The 21,957-nt window shown below is 59.7% G+C and carries 20 protein-coding genes; 15 read left to right on the forward strand and 5 right to left on the reverse strand.

Annotated elements, in window-relative coordinates; translation table 11 throughout:
- Nucleotides 1–33 precede the first annotated feature (33 nt).
- A complete protein-coding gene (locus tag ADM64_RS02715) occupies nucleotides 34–603 on the forward strand; it encodes a MogA/MoaB family molybdenum cofactor biosynthesis protein (RefSeq protein ID WP_005511427.1) in 570 nt (189 codons plus the stop codon).
- 280 nt (nucleotides 604–883) lie between these two features.
- On the opposite strand, the gene mscL is transcribed toward ADM64_RS02715, so the two are convergent.
- From mscL to ADM64_RS02730, 3 genes are all read right to left on the reverse strand, one after another.
- Nucleotides 884–1,300, reverse strand: a complete 417-nt coding sequence (mscL, locus tag ADM64_RS02720) for a large-conductance mechanosensitive channel protein MscL (protein ID WP_049193054.1) — start codon at nucleotides 1,298–1,300, stop codon at nucleotides 884–886.
- 251 nt (nucleotides 1,301–1,551) lie between these two features.
- Complete coding sequence (locus tag ADM64_RS02725) at nucleotides 1,552–2,013, reverse strand: SAF domain-containing protein (protein WP_241486314.1); 462 nt, start codon at nucleotides 2,011–2,013, stop codon at nucleotides 1,552–1,554.
- A 189-nt stretch (nucleotides 2,014–2,202) separates the two neighbouring features.
- Nucleotides 2,203–2,877 carry a 5-formyltetrahydrofolate cyclo-ligase gene (locus tag ADM64_RS02730; RefSeq protein WP_049171297.1) on the reverse strand — a complete coding sequence of 225 codons (675 nt, stop codon included), beginning with the start codon at nucleotides 2,875–2,877 and terminating at the stop codon, nucleotides 2,203–2,205.
- Nucleotides 2,878–3,009: 132 nt separating this feature from the next.
- Between ADM64_RS02730 and ADM64_RS02735 the strand changes: the two genes are divergently transcribed.
- The 6 genes from ADM64_RS02735 to ADM64_RS02760 all read left to right on the forward strand — a co-directional run bounded on the left by ADM64_RS02735 (nucleotide 3,010) and on the right by ADM64_RS02760 (nucleotide 8,917).
- A complete protein-coding gene (locus ADM64_RS02735) occupies nucleotides 3,010–3,984 on the forward strand; it encodes a UTP--glucose-1-phosphate uridylyltransferase (RefSeq protein WP_016423265.1) in 975 nt (324 codons plus the stop codon).
- 78 nt (nucleotides 3,985–4,062) lie between these two features.
- Complete coding sequence (glp, locus tag ADM64_RS02740) at nucleotides 4,063–5,334, forward strand: gephyrin-like molybdotransferase Glp (protein ID WP_005511382.1); 1,272 nt, start codon at nucleotides 4,063–4,065, stop codon at nucleotides 5,332–5,334.
- A gap of 30 nt (nucleotides 5,335–5,364) precedes the next feature.
- Nucleotides 5,365–5,997 carry a GNAT family N-acetyltransferase gene (locus ADM64_RS02745; RefSeq protein ID WP_049193056.1) on the forward strand — a complete coding sequence of 211 codons (633 nt, stop codon included), beginning with the start codon at nucleotides 5,365–5,367 and terminating at the stop codon, nucleotides 5,995–5,997.
- 173 nt (nucleotides 5,998–6,170) lie between these two features.
- Nucleotides 6,171–7,442 (forward strand): gephyrin-like molybdotransferase receptor GlpR, encoded by a 1,272-nt coding sequence (gene glpR, locus ADM64_RS02750; protein WP_016423263.1) that lies wholly within the window; start codon nucleotides 6,171–6,173, stop codon nucleotides 7,440–7,442.
- Between the two features lie 236 nt (nucleotides 7,443–7,678).
- Complete coding sequence (locus ADM64_RS02755; protein WP_049193070.1) at nucleotides 7,679–8,083, forward strand: DoxX family protein; 405 nt, start codon at nucleotides 7,679–7,681, stop codon at nucleotides 8,081–8,083.
- A gap of 51 nt (nucleotides 8,084–8,134) precedes the next feature.
- Nucleotides 8,135–8,917 carry a zf-HC2 domain-containing protein gene (locus tag ADM64_RS02760; protein ID WP_049193057.1) on the forward strand — a complete coding sequence of 261 codons (783 nt, stop codon included), beginning with the start codon at nucleotides 8,135–8,137 and terminating at the stop codon, nucleotides 8,915–8,917.
- Here ADM64_RS02760 and ADM64_RS02765 read toward each other — a convergent pair.
- Nucleotides 8,914–10,410 (reverse strand): dolichyl-phosphate-mannose--protein mannosyltransferase, encoded by a 1,497-nt coding sequence (locus ADM64_RS02765; RefSeq protein WP_370647694.1) that lies wholly within the window; start codon nucleotides 10,408–10,410, stop codon nucleotides 8,914–8,916. The two genes, ADM64_RS02760 and ADM64_RS02765, sit on opposite strands and share 4 nt — an antisense overlap.
- A gap of 142 nt (nucleotides 10,411–10,552) precedes the next feature.
- Here ADM64_RS02765 and rsmI point away from each other — a divergent pair, with 142 nt between their 5' ends.
- Both rsmI and ADM64_RS02775 read left to right on the forward strand, forming a co-directional pair.
- Nucleotides 10,553–11,407 carry a 16S rRNA (cytidine(1402)-2'-O)-methyltransferase gene (gene rsmI, locus ADM64_RS02770; protein WP_187269939.1) on the forward strand — a complete coding sequence of 285 codons (855 nt, stop codon included), beginning with the start codon at nucleotides 10,553–10,555 and terminating at the stop codon, nucleotides 11,405–11,407.
- A 160-nt stretch (nucleotides 11,408–11,567) separates the two neighbouring features.
- The gene (locus ADM64_RS02775; protein ID WP_049193060.1) at nucleotides 11,568–13,244 is read left to right on the forward strand and encodes a BCCT family transporter; all 1,677 of its coding nucleotides are present in this window, start codon (nucleotides 11,568–11,570) and stop codon (nucleotides 13,242–13,244) included.
- On the opposite strand, the gene ADM64_RS02780 is transcribed toward ADM64_RS02775, so the two are convergent.
- Complete coding sequence (locus ADM64_RS02780; protein WP_016423257.1) at nucleotides 13,241–14,506, reverse strand: aminodeoxychorismate synthase component I; 1,266 nt, start codon at nucleotides 14,504–14,506, stop codon at nucleotides 13,241–13,243. The two genes, ADM64_RS02775 and ADM64_RS02780, sit on opposite strands and share 4 nt — an antisense overlap.
- 115 nt (nucleotides 14,507–14,621) lie before the next feature.
- Between ADM64_RS02780 and metG the strand changes: the two genes are divergently transcribed.
- The 6 genes from metG (at nucleotide 14,622) to ADM64_RS02810 (ending at nucleotide 21,939) form a co-directional block, all read left to right on the forward strand.
- A complete protein-coding gene (gene metG, locus ADM64_RS02785) occupies nucleotides 14,622–16,448 on the forward strand; it encodes a methionine--tRNA ligase (RefSeq protein WP_049171277.1) in 1,827 nt (608 codons plus the stop codon).
- 15 nt (nucleotides 16,449–16,463) lie between these two features.
- Complete coding sequence (locus ADM64_RS02790; protein WP_049171274.1) at nucleotides 16,464–17,288, forward strand: TatD family hydrolase; 825 nt, start codon at nucleotides 16,464–16,466, stop codon at nucleotides 17,286–17,288.
- 167 nt (nucleotides 17,289–17,455) lie between these two features.
- A complete protein-coding gene (locus tag ADM64_RS11170) occupies nucleotides 17,456–18,607 on the forward strand; it encodes a resuscitation-promoting factor (RefSeq protein ID WP_272715417.1) in 1,152 nt (383 codons plus the stop codon).
- Nucleotides 18,608–18,672: 65 nt separating this feature from the next.
- Entirely contained in the window at nucleotides 18,673–19,587 is a 915-nt protein-coding gene (gene rsmA, locus ADM64_RS02800; protein WP_049193062.1) for a 16S rRNA (adenine(1518)-N(6)/adenine(1519)-N(6))-dimethyltransferase RsmA, read from the forward strand.
- A 23-nt stretch (nucleotides 19,588–19,610) separates the two neighbouring features.
- The gene (locus ADM64_RS02805; RefSeq protein ID WP_049193063.1) at nucleotides 19,611–20,126 is read left to right on the forward strand and encodes an NUDIX hydrolase; all 516 of its coding nucleotides are present in this window, start codon (nucleotides 19,611–19,613) and stop codon (nucleotides 20,124–20,126) included.
- Nucleotides 20,110–21,939, forward strand: coding sequence for an ABC-F family ATP-binding cassette domain-containing protein (locus ADM64_RS02810; protein WP_049193064.1), 1,830 nt, complete (start codon nucleotides 20,110–20,112; stop codon nucleotides 21,937–21,939). Before ADM64_RS02805 ends, ADM64_RS02810 begins: the two co-directional genes overlap by 17 nt.
- Nucleotides 21,940–21,957 lie beyond the last annotated feature (18 nt).

Below are 21,957 nucleotides of genomic sequence, written 5' to 3' on the forward strand. Positions count from 1 at the left end.
AGAGTTTTCGAGTGAAACTTCGAGTGAAAAGCTGTGGGAGAAAGCGAGATAGAGCAGATGAGTGAAACCGTGAGTACTGAGCCAAGTGACGTCAACCTCGCTGAGATGGAGCGTCTTATCAACGACGACGGCCAGGTTCGAAATGCGTTCGTTGTCCTCGTGGGTGACCATTTCGAGAACCCGGATGGTGCGGCTTCGCTCATGGTTGAGCTGTTGGAAGAAGACGGCTACTCGGTCGATGCCGTGGTCAGCACTGGTGCAGTGAAGCGTGAGATCCGGAAGGCTCTAGATACCGCTGTTGTCGGTGGCGCAGATTTGGTCGTTACGGTGGGCGGTGTTGGTGTTGGGCCTCGTGCGAAGACCCCGGATGCCACTCGCAAGGTTCTCGATGTGCGACTGCAGGGCATCGAGCAGGCTATTCGTAACTCCGGTATGGGAGCTGGCGCATTGGATGCCGGTCTGTCCCGCGGTTTGGCCGGTGTGTCCGGTCAGACAGTGATTATCAATCTCGCGGAGTCTCGCGCTGCAGTGCGCGATGGCATGGCGACAATTCTCCCGCTGGTCTCTCATGTGCTTGATGATCTCTGCCGCTGGAGCGTTTAGGAATGGGCGACGCTAAGCAGCCCAATCAGCCCGAGCAAGCTGCGCCGCGCAGTGGAAGCCGTAGGCAGCGCCGCCGCGCAGGTGCACCGGCGAAAAACTTTGCCCAGTCACGCAGTGCGAAAACCGCGCGCACAGTGCACTATCACGATGAATCCCCGGAGGATGCTCGTGATTTTGATGTGGACTACTGGACAAAACAGCGCCCACCCCATTGGGGATGAGCGCTGTGTAAAAGCGTTAGTTCGCTTCTTATCGGAAGCCTGCAACTAGCAGCTAGAGGCTAGTTCAGCTCCGTCTTCGGCTTGCCGTTCTGCTCTGCCAGCAGGTCACGAATCTCAGTCAGCAGGTCAGCCTCGGTGACCTCTGGCTCAGCGGAGGTCTCCAGACGAGCCTCACGCATCTCGTTGAACTTGTTCATCGGAGCAACGATGACGAAGTAGACAACCGCTGCGACCAGCAGGAAGTTGATGACTGCGGTGATGACAGCTGCGAAGTCAAGGTAGGTCGACGGGTTGCCCTTGATGATTTCGAAGCCGAGGCCAGTGACCTCAGCGCCACCGATGGTGTTCAGCAGCGGCTCGAGCAGGCTGTCGGTGAAAGCAGTGACGATTGCGGTGAACGCAGCACCGATGACAACACCGACCGCCAGGTCGATGACGTTGCCGCGCATGATGAACTCTTTAAAGCCCTTAAGCATAGGAAATTTCCTTCTGTAGAAACGGAACAAACCAAACGAGACCTGTGAGTCATCGCGTTGCTCAGTGCAGGCCCCTACGATTTCAGAGACGGGGCAGTGCGATGTCTGGCAGTGCCACTCTTCTTAGCTCTCATCGTAGTTTTGAATTGCCTGTCCATTGTATCCCTTCGCTAAGTTATGGGACAAGTCAACTTTCTGCAAAAAGCACTGTTCAGGGGCATAAAATCTGGTAATCAATGAGATTTTGGTCACTATCCCGCGAGTAACAGTGTGAGCGGGGACGTTAGCGATGTCGCTGCCACCACCTCCGCGGCGCCGGTGGGCAGTGCAACCAAAACCACCTCATCGTCGACGATGTTGACCACTCTCGCTCCGTGTGCAAGCGGTGCCGCCATCCCGCGCTCATCCGCGGTCGACACAATATCCACGCTGTCACCAGTGCGAAGAGCGGACACGATGCCCACATCAGTCAACGTGATGGCAATAATTTTGCTTTCCGACGTCCCCGTCAGCGACTTGGCAAGTGACGGGCCGACCATTCGCTGCTCTGTAAGTATCTCTCCTGGTGACATGCCGGTGGCCAGGGTGCGTCCCCGCACAGCAGCGATGTCCGTTACGGCCCCGCCAGGAACGAGATCCCGGGGAATGTCCTTGAAAGCCACATCTTCTTCTGCCACCGATGCGCCAGCGGCAATGGATTTGGCGCTAATCATGACCCGGATATGGCCGCTGCGAGGTGTCAATGACTCCACCGCCGCCAGTCCGACGGCACATAGGAAAACTGTGACTGCAACTATTCGCCGAATAGTTGTGGGGCGGAGCTTTCGGAATGGACGCGGAAACCGGGACGAATATTTTGGGCTCATATTAAGTTAGGCGCGAAAATCCCGGAATCGGTTCCATTAAATCTGTGAAATCCCCGCTGGCGTGATCACATAATCGGCAGGAATGTCGTGCTCATCGTAGGCAAGCTCCGTGCGCAATTCGGTGTTGAAAACTGCAACAGCGATGGCCGCAGCTCTCACCCCATCCGTATCACTGTCGCGTCGAGCGAAAACCAAGCTGCGATCGTAGTAACCAGCGCCACGCCCTAACCGCATCCCGGTTGCGGGGTCGGCCGCAACTGCCGGCAGGATAATGGCGTCGGCAACACCCAGCTCAGCTGGGCCAGCAGAGTCTTCCACCGAAACAGGTTCCAAGAGTCCAAATCGGCCCTTGTGGAAGCTGCCGTTGTAGTAACCCCAGTGCAGCGGTTGTGGTGGACCGGGCGGGCAGACGGGAAGCAGAATTCGTGCTCCGGAAACCGCGTTTGCCAGAGCCTCCACAAAGCCCTGGCCGGGCTTACCGCCAGTCGAACTAGAAACGCTTGCGCCGGGTTCGTCACCAGCGGGGACATAAGCGGCAATGACAGGTTTTGCGAGGTCGCCGACGGTGTTGGATAACCATTCTTGCAACCGCTGTACCAGTGCTTCGTCGTCAAGCATGCGCTCACGCTGCCCCTTGGCGGCGCGTGCGGCGAGTACCTCGTGCCGTGTGCGGGCTTTGAAATCAGACGTGGTTTCGGGAAGCGGAGCCATACCTGCAAACCTACTCTGTCAGGTAGGGGAGCGACCTCTGTCGTCAGCGCAGGAGAAAATTTCTGATTAATGCGTTGAAAAAGCGGGGTCAGCCTCCGAGCAAATGGAAGTTATATAGGTATCGTTGCCATTATGGTCTCATCGTCTAAAGAGTCTGGTTCGGACATGACTACTCCGGTTCGAACTGTCATCGTTCCTGCCGCGGGCATGGGTACGCGATTCTTGCCTGCCACCAAGACAGTGCCGAAAGAATTGCTGCCCGTAGTTGATACGCCGGGCATCGAGATGATTGCTGAAGAGGCCGCCGCCACTGGTGCGCAACGCCTGGCTATTGTCACAGCGCCGAGTAAGGATGGCGTGCTTGGGCACTTCGACCCGCGCCCGGACCTTGAGCAGACTCTCGCCGAGCGTGGCAAGGACAAGATTGCAGCGAAGGTACGCCGCGCCACCGAGGTCATTCGCGTGGAATCCGTTGTTCAAGATCGACCGCTGGGCCTGGGGCATGCGGTGTTGGTCGCAGAGCCGCTGCTCGAAGACGATGAGGACAGCGTTGCTGTCATGCTTCCCGACGATCTCGTGCTCCCAGTGGGCGTGATGGATCGGATGACGGAAGTGCGCGAGCGCTTTGGTGGTTCGGTGCTGTGTGCGCTGGAAATTCCTCATGAAGAGGTCTACAACTACGGTGTCTTCGATATTGAGGACGCCACCCCGGCGGAGTCTGGTGAGCTCGGTGCTGACGCGGCCGACGCTGATGCCTGGGACGATGTGAAGCGAGTCAAGGGCATGGTGGAAAAGCCGGACCCTGCGGATGCTCCATCCAACTTCGTTGCAGTCGGACGTTACTTGCTCGATCGCGCCATCTTCGATGCGCTGCGCCGCATCCCGCGCGGTAAGGGCGGCGAATACCAGCTCACCGATGCAATTGAGCTGCTGATTCAAGAGGGGCATCCGGTTCATGTGGTCGTTCACAAGGGGTTCCGCCATGACCTGGGAAATCCTGGTGGCTTCATTCGTGCTTGCGTAGACTTTGGACTCAGGCATCCGGACTACGGCGAGGGGCTGCGCGACTACATGCAGCAGCGTCTGGCGCAGGATGAACAGGCTTAAAGCCTTTTTATAGAGGCTTGTACTGAGAAGCTGAATAGCATAAAGCGCACCGCGGGTTGGTGCCGAGGAAGGTAAAACATGCGTTCTGTGGAAGAACAGTTGGCGGCAATCACCGCACACGCTGTGATGCCTGATCCTGTGCGCGTTGCTATTTCGGAATCCCTCGGCATGCTGTGCGCTGAAGATGTCATCGCAGAGCAGCCGTTGCCGGGATTCGTGCAGTCAGCGATTGATGGTTATGCGGTGCGCGCTGTCGATATCGTCGGCGAATCTGGTTCTTTACCTCCGGATGCGCGTCAGAGTGATGTTGATTTTCGCGAGGTCGAGCTGCCTGTTGTCGGTGAGGTGACAGCCGGCTCTCACCACCCGATGCGTCTCCAGCCGAAGCAGGCCGTGCGCGTACAAACTGGTGCGCCGCTGCCATCGCTTGCCGACGCCGTCGTGCCCCTAAACTGGACCGACCGCGGTGGCCGTCGAGTTAATGTTCTCCATCCGGTCTACTCCGGTGACTTTGTGCGCAAGGTCGGTGACGACGTGCAGCCGGGTGACGTGGCGGTGTCCTTGGACTCGGTGATTTCGCCGTCACAGGTTGGATTGCTGGCAGCGGTGGGGCGTTCGAAGGTTTTGGTGCACCCCAAGCCACGTATGTCCGTGATTTCCATTGGTAATGAGTTGGTCGATGTTGACCGCACACCGGGGCTCGGTCAGGTCTACGACGTCAACTCCTACGCGCTGGCTGCAGCCGGCCGCGATGCTGGGGCTGAGGTACACCGAGTGGGTATTGCCACCGGTGAGCCCCGCCGCATCCGGGAAATCATCGAAGGCCAGCTCATTCGCAGTGAGCTCTTGGTCATCACGGGGGCTGTCGGCGGTGCCGCGGGTGAGCAGATTCGCCGTGTGCTGGCTGAATTGGGCGAGGTTGATGTTTCCCGCATCGCTATGCATCCTGGTTCAGTCCAGGGCTTTGGTCTGCTGGGAGATGACAAGATTCCAACGTTCCTCCTGCCGTCGAATCCGGTCGGCGCATTGGTCGTTTTTGAGGTCATGGTTCGTCCCCTCATCCGACTGGCGTTGGGGAAGCGCAATCCCCGCCGCCGCGCTGTCACCGCTCGTGCTGTCGGCCCGATCGAGTCGGCGGAGAAGCGCCGTGGCTACATCCGTGGCCAGCTCATGCGTGACCGCGAGACCGGCGAATACATGGTGCAGCCGCTGGGAGGTTCCGGCGGTGCGCAAGCCCATCTTTTGGCCGGTATGTCGGAAGCCAACAGCCTCATCGTGATTCCGGAAGACGTGCTGCACGTGCGTCCGGGAGATGTAGTTGACGTGCTGTTCATGGCGCGCCAGGCCTAACCTCACTCCACTACCGCGAGTATTGTTGCTGTGCGTACTTCTCGTCTAGTAACCAGTGGCGGCCGAGTCCGCCTGCGTGTGCCAGAGCGCTCTGATGCCTCTGCATGGCGGACACTGCGGCTGCGCGACGAGCCCATTTTGCGCCCCGTGGAGCCAACCCTCGAGGACGACTGGGATAACGCCCACAAGGCTTCTGTTTTCCGCCGTAACCTGCGCAGTTGGCGTCGTTCAGAGGCTGCGGGAGACATGATTGTCTCCACCATTGAAGTAGACGGCCAGTTCGCTGGCATGCTCACACTCGGCGGTATTACACCTTTCCCCGTCGCTCACGCATGGATTGGCTACTGGGTCGGCAGCGGCTTTACATGTGGAGGGGTCGCCACTGCGGCAGTGGCGTTGGCGTCGGATTATGCCAAGAGAGTTGGCGTCCACCGAATTGAAGCGACTGTGTTGGACAGCAATGTCCCGTCGATACGCGTGCTGGAAAACTGTGGGTTCGAGTACGAAGGCGTGGCGCGGGAAGCCTTCCATATGGATGGCGCGTGGCGCGATCATCTGACTTATGCGCGGGTGGGGGAGGACAGTGCAGTGGACCTCATCGTGGCGAGTGGTCGCGCGCAATATGAAGAGGCGGAGAAATACCCACCGCAACGGCGCGCCTGAGTAGTCTGAGTAACACACGCCGATAGGGTGATGACAACTCTACTATTGGGCGAATTCGCTCTAGATACGCTGACTGCCTTCGCAAATGCCTCTGTGGAAGGGCATGTGGGTGGCGTATTTGGGCCGGGGAGAGACGGCGAAACCCCGGGCGAAATCGCAAGGAGACACAAAATATGTCAACTTCACTGTTGCTGATACTCATCGTTGTACTGTGGCTGTTTGTGCTGGCCCCGCTGGTGGTCAATACGCGCAAGCCGATTCGTCGTACTTCCGATGCGCTAGGTAAGACCCGCGTGCTGCATCGTGGTGGCGAGGAGTTGGCCACGACGCGCCGCCGTCCGTCTTTTAAGGAGTCGGACGTGCGCGTAGCCGAAGAAGTCGACGATTCTCTCGAAACCGTTGACGCGCAGGTCGACGATGACTTCGATGTCAGCGACGTGCTTATCGACGACACCGTGGACGAGGCGGCCGACCCGGCCGTCGTTGACGGCGATATCGTCTACGAGCTGGAAGCGGCAGATGCAGAAGAGGAGACCCCGCAGGCGGATGATTCCGCTACCGAGGAAGCCACTGCTGAGTCTTCTGACCGCTCTGACATGGACGTGTCCGATGATGAGTCTGCAGACCAGTCGCTGCAGGCTGTCGTTAATGACGAGGATGCTGAATCTGACTCCGCCGTTGCCTCCGCCGAAGGTGACGTGGTTCGTGCAGATGAGTCCTCTTCCGATGTGAGCGTTGACGTTCGCCGTCAGTTTGTCGACGCCGATGACTTGATGTTCGAAGATGCCGTTGAATCTGACGCTGATTCCGGTGCCGCGGCTGACGCTGAGCACGCGGACGCTGAGGCTCTCTCTGAGACTGAAGAGGCAGCAGACACCGTAGACGAGCAGGCGGAACCCGACGAGACCGTCGAGGACGACAGCGACCACAGTGTCGAGTCCAACGATGACGCAGTCGCTGTCGATGACACCTTGACCGAAGATGATTACGCGTTCGCTGAGAAGCGCCGTGGTCGTGGTGGGTTCGATCCGATTTCGGATGCCCAGTACGCTGAGACTCGCTTTGCCCGCCGCCGCCGTTCGGTTGCTGGGCTGGCAGCGTTCATCGCGGTCACGGTCATCATCGCTGCTTTCGCCGGTGGTTGGACCTGGTGGATTCCACTGGTCGGTGTCGGCTTGATGACCCTGTATCTGGTCAACCTGCGCCGCACCGTGCGTGCAGAGCAGGAACTGCGGGCTCGCCGAATTCGCCGTATGAAGATGGCCCGCCTCGGCGTGCGTAACCGCGAGGATGATGAGCTGGGAATTCCACAGCGTCTGCGCCGTCCGGGCGCGGTAGTGGTCGAGCTTGATGATGAGGACCCGGATTTCGCAGATCTGGCCTACACTGACTACCGCTTTGATGACGACGATTATGACGAAATGCCACAGGCTCGTGTGAGCTAGTCCTGTGAGCTGAGCCGTAGAACAACCTTAAAGTTGTCTGAGCACGTCAGCGCGATTTTTTGTTAGAAACTCGGCCTGTTACGATGTCACTACCTAAGACATGACACACCGGGTGTGTTTGGCGGAAGGCTTCTCCCGAGGGGTTGGGAGAAGCCTTTTTGCATGTTAAAGTCGCTGGCCTTTCGCTGCCGCAGTGCTACCGTGCTTTGACCGTGCCGTCGGGTAGCATGTCCCTCATGGATCGACCGGTAATGCGCGATATCGCGCTCGTGATTCTCCGCCTAATACTCGGAATTATCTTCATCTGCCATGGCTGGGACAAGATTTTTGTCACCGGTATTGACAAGACGACCGGTTACTTTGTCGCTGCGAATATCCCGCAGGCGCACTTGACGGTCTGGGTTGTCGCTCTAGTCGAACTGGTCGGAGGCGCGTTGCTGATTCTGGGGCTCTTGGCCCCGACGGTGGCGATGGTCTTCATCATTGAGATGATTGGTGCCTGGTGGTCGATGCACCTGGGCAATGGCCTGTTTATCCGTGACAACGGTGCGGAGCTCGTGATGTCACTCATCGGCGGTCTGGTGATGATTTTCGTTTTCGGAGCCGGCCGTTTCAGTTTGGACAGGCAATTCATCAGGTAAGACCTCATTAGGTACAACCCCCTTAAGAGTTAAAAGCGGAGGAGATTCCCCGTGGAGTGCGAGGAAATTCGCGCAGCATTGTCCGCTCGCCTCGATGGCGAGCAGGCAAGTATTGCCGATGAAGTCATCGATGCCCATCTTGGGGCCTGCGAGGAGTGCCGAGCTTGGTACGAGCGAGCGGTGCGGCTGAACCGCGCCCTTACGGTTGGGCCTGCCGATGGCATGCCGGAGATTTCCACGGATGATCTCTCGGAGCGCATTTTGGTCTCTATCGAACCGGAGCGCCGCCGGCGTGAGCGCGCTTGGCTGCTCATAGCCGGCACAGCCCGCGGGGTGCTCATCGCATTGGGACTTTGCTGGGCGGTCTGGGGGATTGCGACGCTGGTCGACGCCTCCGACATGATGACGCTTGGACTTTCCTCGACACAGCCGCAGGACGGTGCGGGAATCGCAACAAGCACGGGATCGCCTATCGACGGTTCCACTGCCACCGTTGACCCAATGGAGCTCGGAGCACGCCTTGCCATTCAACTCGCGGCAATTCGGCTTGCATTGGCAGTGGGATTGTTCTGGGCTGCTTGGCGGCCGCGTGCTGCCATGGGCATGGCGCCGGTCTACGGTGCCGTCGCCACGTTCAGCATCGGTTTTGGTATTCGTGACATTCTCATCGGTGCCCAGGGAGCATCAGAGATCGCTGGTCTGGCCTTGATGTTTGTCTCCGCTTTGACGCTGGCCGTTGTGTGGCTGGGTGGCTATACGCCGACGGCAATCGCACAGGCATGGCGGGCCGCCTCGGGGTTGCCGGTCACAGGCGTGCCACCACAGCGGGACTAGCTCCAAGACGGCAACCAGAACCGCCATTCAAAGTGGTTGAGAGGCAGCGGGTAGCCGGTCAAAATCGGCAGCCAGAACACAAACGCGGTCACCACTAGTGCGGCGTGCGTGCCAACGATTACCAACCCCACCGGCTTACCGCGGGGCCGCCAGTGTGAGAGATCGTCGGCAAGCAGAGCAAAGGCGATGAGTACGAATGGAATCAGCGCGGTGGCGTAGAAAAAGTACATCTGCCGGTCGTAGCCGATGACCCACGGCAGCCACGAGGCGAGGAAACCGATGACTGGCAGCGCGTAGCGGCCGTCGCGGCGGCCGAGCCAACGCCATGTGGCCCACAGGACCACGGGGACCAGCAACCACCAGATGGGTGGGGTGCCAAAGAGCATCATCCAGCCCTTGCACTCCTGGCCGTCACTGCAGGTGGTTTCGGTGGAGTAGTAGAGCATTGGCCGCCAACTCACCAGCCACTCCCAAGGCTTGGACTCCCAAGGGTGTTTGTGGCCATTAGAGGTGGTCAGCTCGGCGTGGAACTTCAGCACGCTGTTTTGGTAGTGCAGGTAGTTCTGCAGGGCCTCGGGAAGCCAGTCGGTGCCGGGGAGTCCCGTATCGCGGTCTTCGGGCGAGACATGGCGATAGACCGACGTTTCTTCGGCGAACCAGGAACGCCAACTTAAGAAGTAAACGCCCAGTGGGACTACCACCAGATCACGCAACGCCGGGACGGTATCCCGGGCGAGTGCGCCGAGCACGGGTTTGTGCGCACCGGCATTCTTGCGGGAGACCAAATCCGTGAAGACGGACCACAGGCCGAATGCGGCCATGTAATACAGGCCAGACCACTTCACCCCGGTGGCAAGCCCCAGCATGATGCCGGCGAGCAGTCGCCACCAGCGATAACTGAGATAGGGGCCGAAACTACCTAGCTCCGTGGCGGATTCCAGGCGCTTGCGGGCATCGACCTGGTCGATGAGAAGTGCCCACGCGGCCGCAGTGATGAAGAAGGTCTGAATCATGTCCAGCATGCCGACCCGGGAGGAGACAAACAGCACTCCGTCGGCAAGCGCATAGAGACCAGCGATACCCACTGCCAACCGCGAGCCGCGAGAGATGCGTCGGACGATGTCCATGAGCAGCAGTATGACCAGCGTGCCACACACCGCCGACATAAACCGCCAGCCCATTGGTGAGTAACCGAAGATCCATTCGCCCACGGCGATGACCTGCTTGGCCACTGGCGGATGCACAATCAGACCGTAGCCGGGATTGTCCTCAATGCCAGACGAGATGGGGTCGCGGGTGGACTCCAGAATCTGCCATGCTTGCGGCACATAGTGCTTTTCATCGAAGAGCGGGGTGCCATTGTCGGTCTTGGCAGCAAGCCCGATGAAACGGGTTAGCGCTGCGACGATTCCGAGAACCACAAAAGTGGCGGTATCCCATTTGTCCCACCGCCGCAGTGGCGGCAGCGAGGGCACCGGGGGAATCGGGCGCAGGAAACGCTTTTTCGCGCGGCGCTTGGTTTCCGGTGGTGGGGTTAAAGCGGCATCGGTCACGAATGTCAGTTTAAGCTATGGAATCATGACGCATTCGGCATCGAACTTCCAACCGCACGAGAACGCGCCTCTTAGCGAGGCAATGACGCTGGCCCCTGGCATCACTCTGGTGGCAACGCCGCTGGGCAATATCGCCGATGCCTCCGACCGCTTGCGCGGTGCGCTTATCGACGCCGATATCATCGCCGCGGAAGACACCAGGCGAGCACGCAACCTGGCCACAGCGCTGGGCATTTCCCCCAAGGGGAAGTTTGTTTCAAACTTCGATCACAACGAAGAGAGCCGCACTGAGTCGCTGATTCAGGCGGCGAAGGCGGGACAGAAAGTCATTGTGGTGACCGATGCGGGGATGCCGGTGGTGTCGGATCCTGGCCTGGCTGTGGTGGCGGCTGCTCACGACGCGGGCGTGCCCGTGTCCTGCGTACCGGGGCCGAGCGCGGTGACTACCGCATTGGCTCTCAGCGGGTTGGGCGTCGGCCACTTTTGCTTCGATGGTTTTGCACCTCGTAAACAGGGGGCGCGCCGGATCTGGCTGGAATCACTGAAGACAGAGAAGCGGGCCTGTTGTTTCTTTGAGTCGCCGCATCGGTTGGCTGTTACGTTGGCCGATGCCGCGGAGATTTTGGGTGAGGAGCGGCGCGCGTCGGTAAGCCGTGAGCTGACCAAGCGTTTTGAAGAGACTCGCCGTGCGACGCTGGGAGAGCTGGCTGCGTGGGCGGAGGAAGGTGTCCGCGGCGAAATTACGGTGGTGATTGAGGGCGCGGGGCAGCAGGCGACGGAGGTATCCACGGAGGACTTGGTTGACCGCGTGGAGGAGCTTGTGGCTGATGGCATGCGGCTGAAGGATGCCGCGAAGCAGGTTGCGGCAGAGGCTGGAATGACAAAGCACCGTGATCTCTATCAGGCGGTTTTGGCTGCTCGTGAGGGAAATCGTTAGCCGATTGTTACTTTGTGCCAGAAAATGTTCCAGCGCACGCCAGTGAACAGGGTAAACGCTGTTATTGGGAGTTTTGTAATTCAGACGGGAAATGAGGAAAACCTGAGAGAATCCACATCCTGAGTTGAAATCCCAGGTCAATGGTGGACATGGTGGAGGAATGACGAATCCACCAGAGCATGAAATACAACAAGAAGTAGGGGAGTCAGTCGTCGGCGAAGTCAGGGCCGACGATTCTCACGCTCCCGTGAACCTCGGGGTTACCATCCCCGCCGTTGTCGCAATTCTGGCAATCATCGTCTGGGGCCTGGCGTGGCCGGATAGTTTCTCGACGTTTGCATCTAGCTCTCTGAACTGGGTCGTGGAGAACATCGGCTGGCTGTTTATCTTGGCCAGTACCGTCTTTGTCTTCTTCATTGTGTCCATCGCGATTTCCAAGTTCGGTCACATCCGCTTGGGCAAGGACAACGAGAAACCAGAGTTTTCCACGCCTAGCTGGATTGCGATGATGTTCGCCGCCGGTATGGGCATCGGTCTGATGTTCTACGGTGTCGCTGAGCCGCTGACCTTCTATCGCGATGGCGTGCCGGGCCACCAGCCGAAGGAAGTCGGTACCGCCATGGCTTCGACGATGTTCCACTGGACTCTGCACCCGTGGTCGCTCTACGCCATCGTCGGTCTCGCAATTGCTTACTCGACCTACCGCCTCGGCCGAAAGCAGCTGATTTCGGCGGCGTTCATCCCGCTCATCGGCGCGCGTCGCGCTGAGGGGCGGTTGGGCAAGCTTATCGACGCGCTTGCGATTTTTGCCACCGTCTTCGGTACGGCAGCCTCTCTCGGTGTGGGCGTACTTCAGATTTCCGCCGGTTTGGAAATCAACGGGTTCAACGCCATCAAGGGCGCACCTTTGTGGATTGGTCTTATTCTCGTTCTGGGCTGTGCCTTCTTGGTCTCTGCACTGTCGGGCGTGGGCAAGGGAATTCAGTACATCTCGAACTTCAACATGGTTGCCGCAGGTCTGCTGGCTCTGCTGGTGTTGGTCCTCGGCCCTACCGTGGTGATTCTGAACCTGATTCCGACCTCTATTGGCAGCTACCTGGATTCCTTCTTTGAGATGGCCTCCCGCTCCAGTGCTTCCGCTGACGGCACCGCCGGTGAATGGCTCTCTTCCTGGACAATTTTCTACTGGGCCTGGTGGATCTCATGGTCGCCGTTTGTCGGTATGTTCATCGCACGTATTTCTCGCGGCCGTACTATCCGTGAGTTCGTCTTCACCGTCGTCGCAGTTCCGTCGATTGTCTCTGCCGTATGGTTCTCCATCTTTGGCGGCACCGCCATTACTCGTGAGCAGCAGGGTGCTTCCATCTATGGCGACGGCTCGGCTGAGAGCCAGCTGTTCAACCTGCTGGAATCCCTGCCGGGTGGCGCGATTACTTCCGTCATCGCAATGGTTCTGCTGGCTACCTTCTTCATTACCTCGGCGGACTCCGCCTCCACGGTGATGGGCACCATGAGCCAGTTCGGTCGACTCACAGCATCGCGCACGGTCACTGCTATGTGGGGTATTTTCACCGCTCTGATTGCGATTGTCCTATTGGTCACCGGCGGCAGCGATGCCCTGTCCAACCTGCAGAACATCACCATTTTGGCGGCAAGCCCGTTCGTCATTGTTATCTTGGCGCTGATGGTGGCGCTGGTTAAGGGGCTTTCCGACGATCCGATGTACCTCGATGACAAGGAACAGCGTCAGTTTGCCCTGCGCATGGCTCGCGAGCGCCGCTTGGCGGAAGCGGCCGAACAGCGCGAACGCCGCCGTGCTCGTAAATTGCGCAACTAGCTTTCCAACAGCAGCGGTGCGGCCTTGGCCTCAATCTCGGCCCATTCGCCCTCGGGCGTAGACCCGATGGTGATGCCACCGCCGATGCCAGCTTCGACCCGAACTCTCCCCGAGTTCGGGTCTTTTGCATACTCAGCGGTACGAATGGCGACATTGAGCTCAAGTGCATCCCCGTGGGCCGCACCAATCGCGCCACAGTGAGCGCCACGGGGCTCGGGTTCCCACTCGCGCAGAAGCTCAATTGCTCGCAGCTTCGGTGTACCGGTGACTGAGGCCGGTGGGAAGCAGGCATCGATCAGCTCAGCGTGGCTGAGCTGATCGGGAAGTTCCGCGGAAACTGTGGAAAACAGGTGCCACACGCCCGGTGCCGGACGCACACTGAGCAGATCCGTGACCTTCACAGTGCCAGTTTTGGCCACCTGGCCGAGGTCGTGGCGCACCAGGTCGACAATCATGATGTTCTCGGCGACATCCTTATCGCTGCGCAACAGCTCATGCGGGGGCCGGTCAGCGGGAATCGTGCCTTTGATAGGAGTTTCAGTCACGCTTGTGCCAGCGCGGATGAGGAACTCCTCAGGACTCAGCGAGGCCAGAATTGGAATTCCAGCATCGAGGTTGCCGGGCAAGAATGCCGCTCGAGCCGGCTGATACCGCGCCACGCGGGAGGAAAACCACGCGCCGGCGTGGGCTAGTGCAGCATTGTCCACATCGACGTTCGTGCCCGATCCCGCATTCAGCTCCGCGTGAAAGCGTGTAGAGATGCAGGTTTGGTACACCTCGCCCGCGGCAATTGCTTCCTTACAGTTCTCCACTGCAAGCTGGTGGCGTTCTCGGTCGCCCTGATCCCACTCCAGTGGTGTGGCCGCGGGGAGCGCGTCGTCACGCGTGTTTTCGTGCGAGTATTTGATGGTCTCCTGAAGGGCTTGGAAATCCGGATTTGAGGGGTCACCGGTGCCGGGGCCGTCGAAATGCCACGTGCCGTCGTCGGCAAGCAATGCGACGCAGGCAGCGATCCCATGCGCGCTGGTGCCGGAGTAGGGGCGGAACCCAAATAGCCACGCATTGGGGTCGGGGCTGGTGAAAAGCGCTGTCGAATCGCAGGCGGTGAGCTCGACGTTAGCGGCGAGAACCGCGCGATAACCGAACCAGGAGCCGACGAGTGCGGCGGGGCGATGACCGGCGGCGATAAGACGAGCTAGCGCAGTGGTCGCGCGCGAAGTGAAGTCAGCGGCCGAGTCGGAGGAGGTGGACCGAGTGGACATAGGACATAAGCGTAGTGACTGCGCGAGCGCGCGATGACGCTAGGGGACAGTTCTTGGAAGACTTCATGAGGGCACAGTTCATCGTGATGGTAGGTCATCTATTACCCTGTTAAATATGTCTCGCATTTTCACAGCAGTTGCGTGGCCGTACGCTAACGGTCCGCGACATATCGGCCATGTTGCAGGTTTCGGTGTCCCCTCGGACGTTTTCGCTCGCTACCAGCGAATGATTGGCAATGACGTGCTGATGGTCTCCGGTACTGATGAGCATGGCACGCCACTGCTTGTGCAGGCGGAGAAGGAAGGCGTTTCTGTCCAGGAATTGGCCGACCGTTACAACCGCCAGATTGTGCAGGACCTCGCGGGTCTGGGGCTTTCCTACGACCTGTTTACGCGCACAACCACGCGCAACCACTACGCCGTTGTCCAGGAGCTCTTCCGTGGGCTCTACGAAAACGGCTATATGGTCAAGCAGACCACGATGGGTGCGATTTCCCCGTCGACCGGTCGCACCCTGCCGGACCGTTACATCGAAGGTACCTGCCCAATTTGTGGCGCTTCCGGTGCCCGCGGCGACCAGTGCGACAACTGCGGTAACCAGCTTGACCCGGCCGATCTGATTGATCCGGTGTCGAAAATCAACGGCGAGACCCCGAAGTTCGTTGAAACTGAGCACTTCCTGCTAGACCTGCCGGCTCTGGCAGAGGCCTTGACCGAGTGGCTGCAGGAGCGCAAGGACTGGCGCCCGAACGTGCTGAAGTTCTCCCTGAACATCCTGAAGGACATCCGTCCGCGTGCAATGAGCCGTGATATTGACTGGGGTGTGCCGATTCCGCTGGAGGGCTGGTCGGAAAACGGGACGAAGAAACTCTACGTTTGGTTCGACGCCGTCGTCGGTTACCTATCCGCTTCCATCGAGTGGGCCTGGCGCATTGGTGACCCGGAAGCGTGGCGCAAGTGGTGGAATGACCCGGAGGCGCTGTCCTACTATTTCATGGGCAAGGACAACATCACCTTCCACTCCCAGATTTGGCCGGCTGAGCTGCTGGGCTACCGTGGCGAGGGCTCCCGCGGGGGCGAGGTCGGGGAGCTCGGTGAGTTGAACCTGCCGACGGAGGTCGTCTCCTCGGAGTACCTGACCATGTCGGGCTCGAAGTTCTCCTCTTCCAAGGGCGTTGTCATCTATGTGAAGGACTTCCTGGCGGAGTTTGGTCCGGATCCGCTGCGCTACTTCATCGCGATGGCAGGCCCGGAGAACCAGGACACCGACTTCACCTGGGATGAGTTCGTCCGCCGCGTGAATAACGAGCTGGCCAACTCCTGGGGCAACCTGGTCAACCGCACCGTGTCCATGGCTTTCAAGAACTTCGGTGAGGTGCCAACTCCGGGCGAACTCACTGACGCTGACCGTGAACTGCTCGACCTGGCTGAGCGTTCCTTCGCCGAGGTCGGCGACGCGCTTGCGCTGTCCCGCTTCCGCGCCGGTATCACCGCCGCCATGCACTTGGTCGGAGAGGCCAACGCCTACATTGCTGCGCAGGAGCCGTGGAAGCTGGCGAAGGACGAGTCCCAGCGCGAGCGTCTCGCCACCGTGCTGTGGACAGCACTGCAGGTAGTCAGCGACGCCAATGTGCTGCTGACCCCGTACCTGCCGGAAAGCTCGCAGAAGGTCTTCGAGACCCTGGGCGGCGAGGGGATCTGGGCCGCAATGCCAGAAGTCCAGGAAGTCCAGGACGACATGCCGGTCGAACCGGTCGGCGCTGACCTGCCGGCAGAGGGTAGGAGCTACCCAATCATCACCGGTGACTACGTCAATCAGAAGGCCGCCTGGCGTCGCTTCGACATTGAGCCGGGTACGGCGCTGGCCAAGCCGAAGCCGATTTTCACCAAGCTCGACTCTGAGTTGGCTGAGCACGGCCCCGAGTGGGCACAGGTGAAGTAGGGGCTCAGTAGAGGTATGGGAAAGCGCAAACGCAAGATTGCAGAACCCGCGGAGTATCTCACTCCGCTGTTTGACGCCCACACGCATCTCGCGTCCTGTGGGGCGCAAACTCCGGAAGAGATTGCGGCGCTCATGGACCGGGCCGCCGCAGCGGGCGTCGTCGGAGTCTGCACGGTCGGCGATGGCATGCCGGAAACCGAACTGGCCTTTGCCGCTGCGCACGCGCACCCCAACGTCTGGGCCGCCGCCGCCATCCATCCGACGCGCGCGCACGAGCTTGACGACGACGCCAAGGCCCGCTTAACCGAAATGGCTGCCGACCCCAGGGTTGTGGCCGTGGGGGAGACGGGATTGGATTGGTACTGGCTGGATTCCCTCGACGGCTGCGCGTCGAAGAGCGAACAGCTGGCTGCGTTGCAGTGGCATATGGAGCTCGCAGCAACCGTCGGCAAGCCGTTGATGATTCATAACCGCGACGCCGATGAAGACCTGATGGCGGCGTTGGACGGCTACGACAATACGGTCATTTTGCACTGTTTCTCTTCGCCCATCGAGGTTGCCCGCGAAGCCATTGCACGCGGTTACCTGCTGAGTTTTACCGGCAACGTGACCTTCAAACGCAATGATTACCTGCGGCAGGCTGTGGCTGAGGCGCCGGCGGAGCAGCTGCTGGTGGAAACCGATGCCCCGTACATGACCGCGGAGCCTTTCCGAGGTGCGCGCAACGAGTCCACTTTTATCGGTCATCAGGCGCGTGCGATGGCCGCAGCCCGAGAAATCGGGGCGGAGGAGATGGCACAGATTTTGACGGATAATGCACGTCGGGTGTACGGCATTTAAGCACGTGCTGGCGTATTGCCGCCCCTGAGCTGTGGAAATGCAGCCGGGGCGGTTTGTTGTATTTCCCGTCACTTTTATCGATATATTTTAGACAACACTGAATCTTTACCGTACTGTTACAAACTGTATTTCTTTCATTTGCTAGCTGCCCCATCCTCCGAAAGGCTGTGACGAACCCCGTGAGTGCTGCGAAGAAGCGTCATCTCAATCGTGCTAATGACGGAGTCTCCACTTCGTCCAAGATTGCCGCAGGCGGTCTGGTCGCTGCTGTTGCTCTGGGTGGTACTGTCGCAGCATCCAACTATGACACCATCACCGTCGAAATCGACGGTAAGGTTGAGCAAATCGCAACCTGGTCCAAGGATGACAAGGCCATTCTGCAGAAGGCTGGTGTCGAAACCACCGGTGGCGACCTGGTTCAGCGTCAGGGCGATCTCACGGACGGCGGCAAGCTGGTCTACCGCTCTGCCAAGCCAGTCACGATGATTGTCGATGGCAAGCCGCAGGAGCACAAGACCAATGCCATCACTACCGATGAGCTGATTGAAGGTCTGAAGAAGCAGGGGCTCATCTCCGATAAGGACAAGGTCGAGGTCGAAAAGGGCGAGATTTCCGCTAAGGGAGTCGAACTCGACGTCGTTCGTGCCAAGAATATTGTGCTTCACGACGATGCCAAGGACATCGACCTGACCGTCCCGGCTATGACCGTCGGAGATGTGCTGGCTCAGCGTGGCATTGAACTGCGTGAAGATGACACCGTCGAGCCGGGTCTGGATGCTCCGGTCACCGAGGGGATGCGCATCGCTCTGTCTCGTCTGATTGATAAGACCATCACCGAGACTGAGGAGATTCCAGCTCACGAGAACATCATTGAAGATGATTCGATGTTCGAAGATGAGCGCATCGTTGAGCAGGAAGGTGAACCGGGCCAGGTAGAGCGTCAGGTCAAGGTCACCTCTCGCGATGGTGAAGAGCTCGGACGCGAGGTCCTGGAAGAAAAGGAGCTAAAGGCTCCGGGTATCTCCACTATTCGCCAGGGCACTAAGTCCCGCATTGCAGCTCCGGCTGCCGGCTACGGCGTGTGGGATCAGCTGGCTCAGTGTGAGTCCGGCGGCGACTGGGCTATCGATACCGGTAACGGTTTCTCCGGTGGTCTGCAGTTCACCGATTCCACTTGGGCAGCTTACGGCGGTACTGAGTATGCACCGCGTGCATCGCAGGCTTCCCGCGAGCAGCAGATTGCTGTCGCTGAGCGTGTCCAGGCTGGTCAGGGTTGGGGCGCATGGCCCGCTTGTACCGCTTCCATGGGGCTTCGTTAAAGCTAGTTCCGTCTAGCCATAACGAGCTAAGCCTATTTTTTGTGTTGACCCCGTAGTATCTAACTGTGACTAAAGCAGAAGTTTCTTTCTTGGGGCCGGTCGAAGTACGCGACTTGGCGGCGCAGTTGGATATTGTCCCGACGAAGAAATTGGGGCAGAACTTCGTCCACGACGCCAACACCGTGCGTCGAATTGTCGCTGCGGCGGACTTGCCGGAGGATTCCTACCCTGTTGAGGTTGGCCCCGGCTTGGGCTCGCTGACCCTCGGGCTGCTCGAACACTGCGGCCGCGCGGCGGCTGTTGAAATCGATTCGCGGCTGGCGGCGCGTCTGCCCCAGACAGTCACTGAGCGCGCTGAGGGCTGCGCGCTAGAGCTCATTGAGAAAGATGCGCTGAAGGTCAGCCGCGAGGACTTTCAGACCGCCCCAGATGCGCTGGTGGCCAATCTGCCATACAACGTTTCGGTACCGGTGCTGCTGCACATGCTTGCCGAGCTCCCCACCATCCGCCGTGTGCTCGTGATGGTGCAGTCCGAGGTCGCTGACCGGCTGGCGGCTCAGCCGGGCTCCAAGATCTACGGCGTCCCCAGCGTCAAGGCCGCCTACTACGGCACAGTGCGTCGCGCCGGTGCCATTGGTCCGCACGTCTTTTGGCCGGTCCCGAAGGTTGATTCCGGGCTTGTGCGCATTGACTGCTACGCCCGCTCCGACGCTCCTGAGAACTCCAATGCCGCCGATGCCCCCGAGGCTCCGTGGGAGATTTCGCCGCAATTCCGCGCGCGCCTTTTCCCGCTTATCGACGCTGCTTTTGCGCAACGCCGCAAGACCCTCCGTGCGGCCCTATCGGGGATTTACGGATCTGGTGCCGCAGCCGAAGAAGCGCTTATGGCAGCGGGGATTGACCCCAAGCAGCGAGGAGAGAAGCTCGAAATTGCCGATTTCGTTCGCCTCGCTGAGGTCTCACGAGACCAGCGCTTTTAATAAAGGACAGGCAATCTTTCCCCATGCACCGTGATGACACCCCCAGTAGGGCCGAGATCGGCCGGCGCGAACCGCGCAGCCTGGCTTGGACTAAGTTCTGGCCTGACGACGACGGCTGGGTGTGCAACTGCATAGTTTTCCGAGGTGACCGCTTGCTGCTTCTGCTGCGTGAATACGAGGGCTTCCTCGGGGGCCAGTGGGATTTGCCCGGTGGCAAGCTCGACGCGGGGGAGGAGCCCGCGGAGGCCGCTGTGCGCGAACTGCGTGAAGAGGCCGGCCTGCGCGCAGCGGAGGTCAGTGAATTTGCCCACTATTCCAATCCGGACTTGGGCGGGGAGAATTTCCGCTTCCACACGGTGACCTTTCTAGTACGCGAGGCCGACGACACGCAGAATGTCCAGCTCAGCGGCGAGCATCCGGAGTTTAAATGGGTAACCCGAGAGCAGTTCGATGAGCTGCCGGTGGCCTGGTATGTCCGGCGTGTGCTTGGCAACGTCGAATGGGGCACAATAAATACTCATCATGGCGAATCTGATTAATTGCGAGAATATTTCTAAGTCCTTCGGGCTCAAGACTCTGCTCGACGGCGTCAGCCTCGGTGTTCAAGAGGGCGACCGCATCGGTGTTGTCGGTTTGAACGGTGGCGGCAAGTCCACACTGCTGAAGATTCTGGCAGGCGTGGAGCCAGCGGACTCCGGACGTATTTCGCGAGCCAACGACATGGCCATGGCGCATGTCACCCAGGGCGCCGAGCTCGACCCGAATTCCACCGTGTTTGAGTGCGTCATTGCACCGCTGGGACTCGCTGAACACGAGTGGGCGGGTAACGCTTCCATCCGCGAGGTCCTCGATGGCATCGGTATCAATGACCTCGGTATGGATACCAAGGTCGCCAATCTCTCCGGTGGTGAGCGCCGTCGCGTTAACCTGGCGGCCGCGCTGGTCCGAGATCTGGATCTGCTCATTCTCGATGAGCCAACGAACCACCTCGATATTGAGGGTGTGCAGTGGTTGGCCGATCATGTTCTTTCGCGCCGGGCAGCCCTGGTCGTCGTCACGCACGATCGTTGGTTCCTGGATACCGTTGCCACGAAGACGTGGGAAGTCCACGATGGCACCGTCGATTTTTACGATGGCGGTTACAACGACTGGACGTTCGCGCGTGCCGAGCGTGCGCGCCAAGCCGATGCCGCCGAGCAGCGTCGCCAGAACCTTGCGCGTAAGGAACTCGCGTGGTTGCGCCGGGGTGCGCCGGCCCGCACCTCGAAGCCTCGCTACCGCATCGAAGCAGCTGAGGCTCTCATCGCCGATGTCCCGGCGCCGCGTGATTCCGTGGAGTTGATGGCGTTTTCGCAGCGTCGACAGGGCAAGGTGGTCGTAGAGCTAGAGCATGCGTCCCTGGAAACGCCCGACGGTAGGGAATTGCTTAACGACGTCACGTGGCGTCTGGCCCCCGGCGAGCGCATTGGCCTGGTCGGTGTCAACGGCTCGGGTAAGACGACTTTGTTGCGCGCATTGGCGGGAGACTACCCCTTAAGCGATGGCAAGCGGATTGAGGGCAAGACGGTGCGTCTGGGTTGGCTGCGACAGGAGCTCGATGATCTGCCGCTGGATATGCGTGTGCTCGACGCTGTGGAGGACGTGGCGACCTACATTGACCTGGGCAAGAAGCAGATTAGCGCCTCGCAACTGGCGGAGCGACTGGGTTTTTCCCCGAAGCGGCAGCGCACCCCAATCGCAGACCTCTCCGGCGGTGAGCGTCGCCGCTTGCAACTCACACGCGTGTTGATGAGTGAGCCGAACTTCCTGCTGCTCGACGAGCCGACGAATGACCTGGATATTGACACGCTGCAGGAATTGGAAGACCTGCTGGACAATTGGCCGGGCACGCTGGTGGTCATCTCGCACGACCGCTACCTGATTGAGCGTATTGCGGACTCGACCTGGGCCCTTTTCGGCGATGGTGAGCTGACGAACCTGCCAGGTGGGATTGGTCAGTACCTCCAGCGCCGCGCACAGCTGGCTGACTCGGCCGCTAGTGGTGGTGCCTCTCAAGCAAATGCCGGTAGTCCGCAGACCCGTGGCGCAGCTTCAGAGGAGGATACCTCGAAGCTCTCGGCTGCGGAAGCTCATGCTGTCCAGAAGAAGATGAGTGCTCTGGAGCGGAAGATGGCGAAGCTCAGCCAGCAAGAAAGTGAACTGCATGCGCAGATGGCGGAAGCGAGTGCTGATGTAGCCAACTTGGACACACAAAAGCTGGCGGACCTCGATCGCCGTGCTGCGGAGGTGGTTGAGCAGAAGGCAGAGCTGGAGATGGAGTGGCTGGAGCTAGGGGAGCAGCTCGAGGGCTAGCATCTTACTTCAGCTACT

It is taken from the genome of Corynebacterium sp. 401_CJEI, from assembly GCF_001076435.1.
GTDB classification, from domain to species: domain Bacteria; phylum Actinomycetota; class Actinomycetes; order Mycobacteriales; family Mycobacteriaceae; genus Corynebacterium; species Corynebacterium jeikeium_D.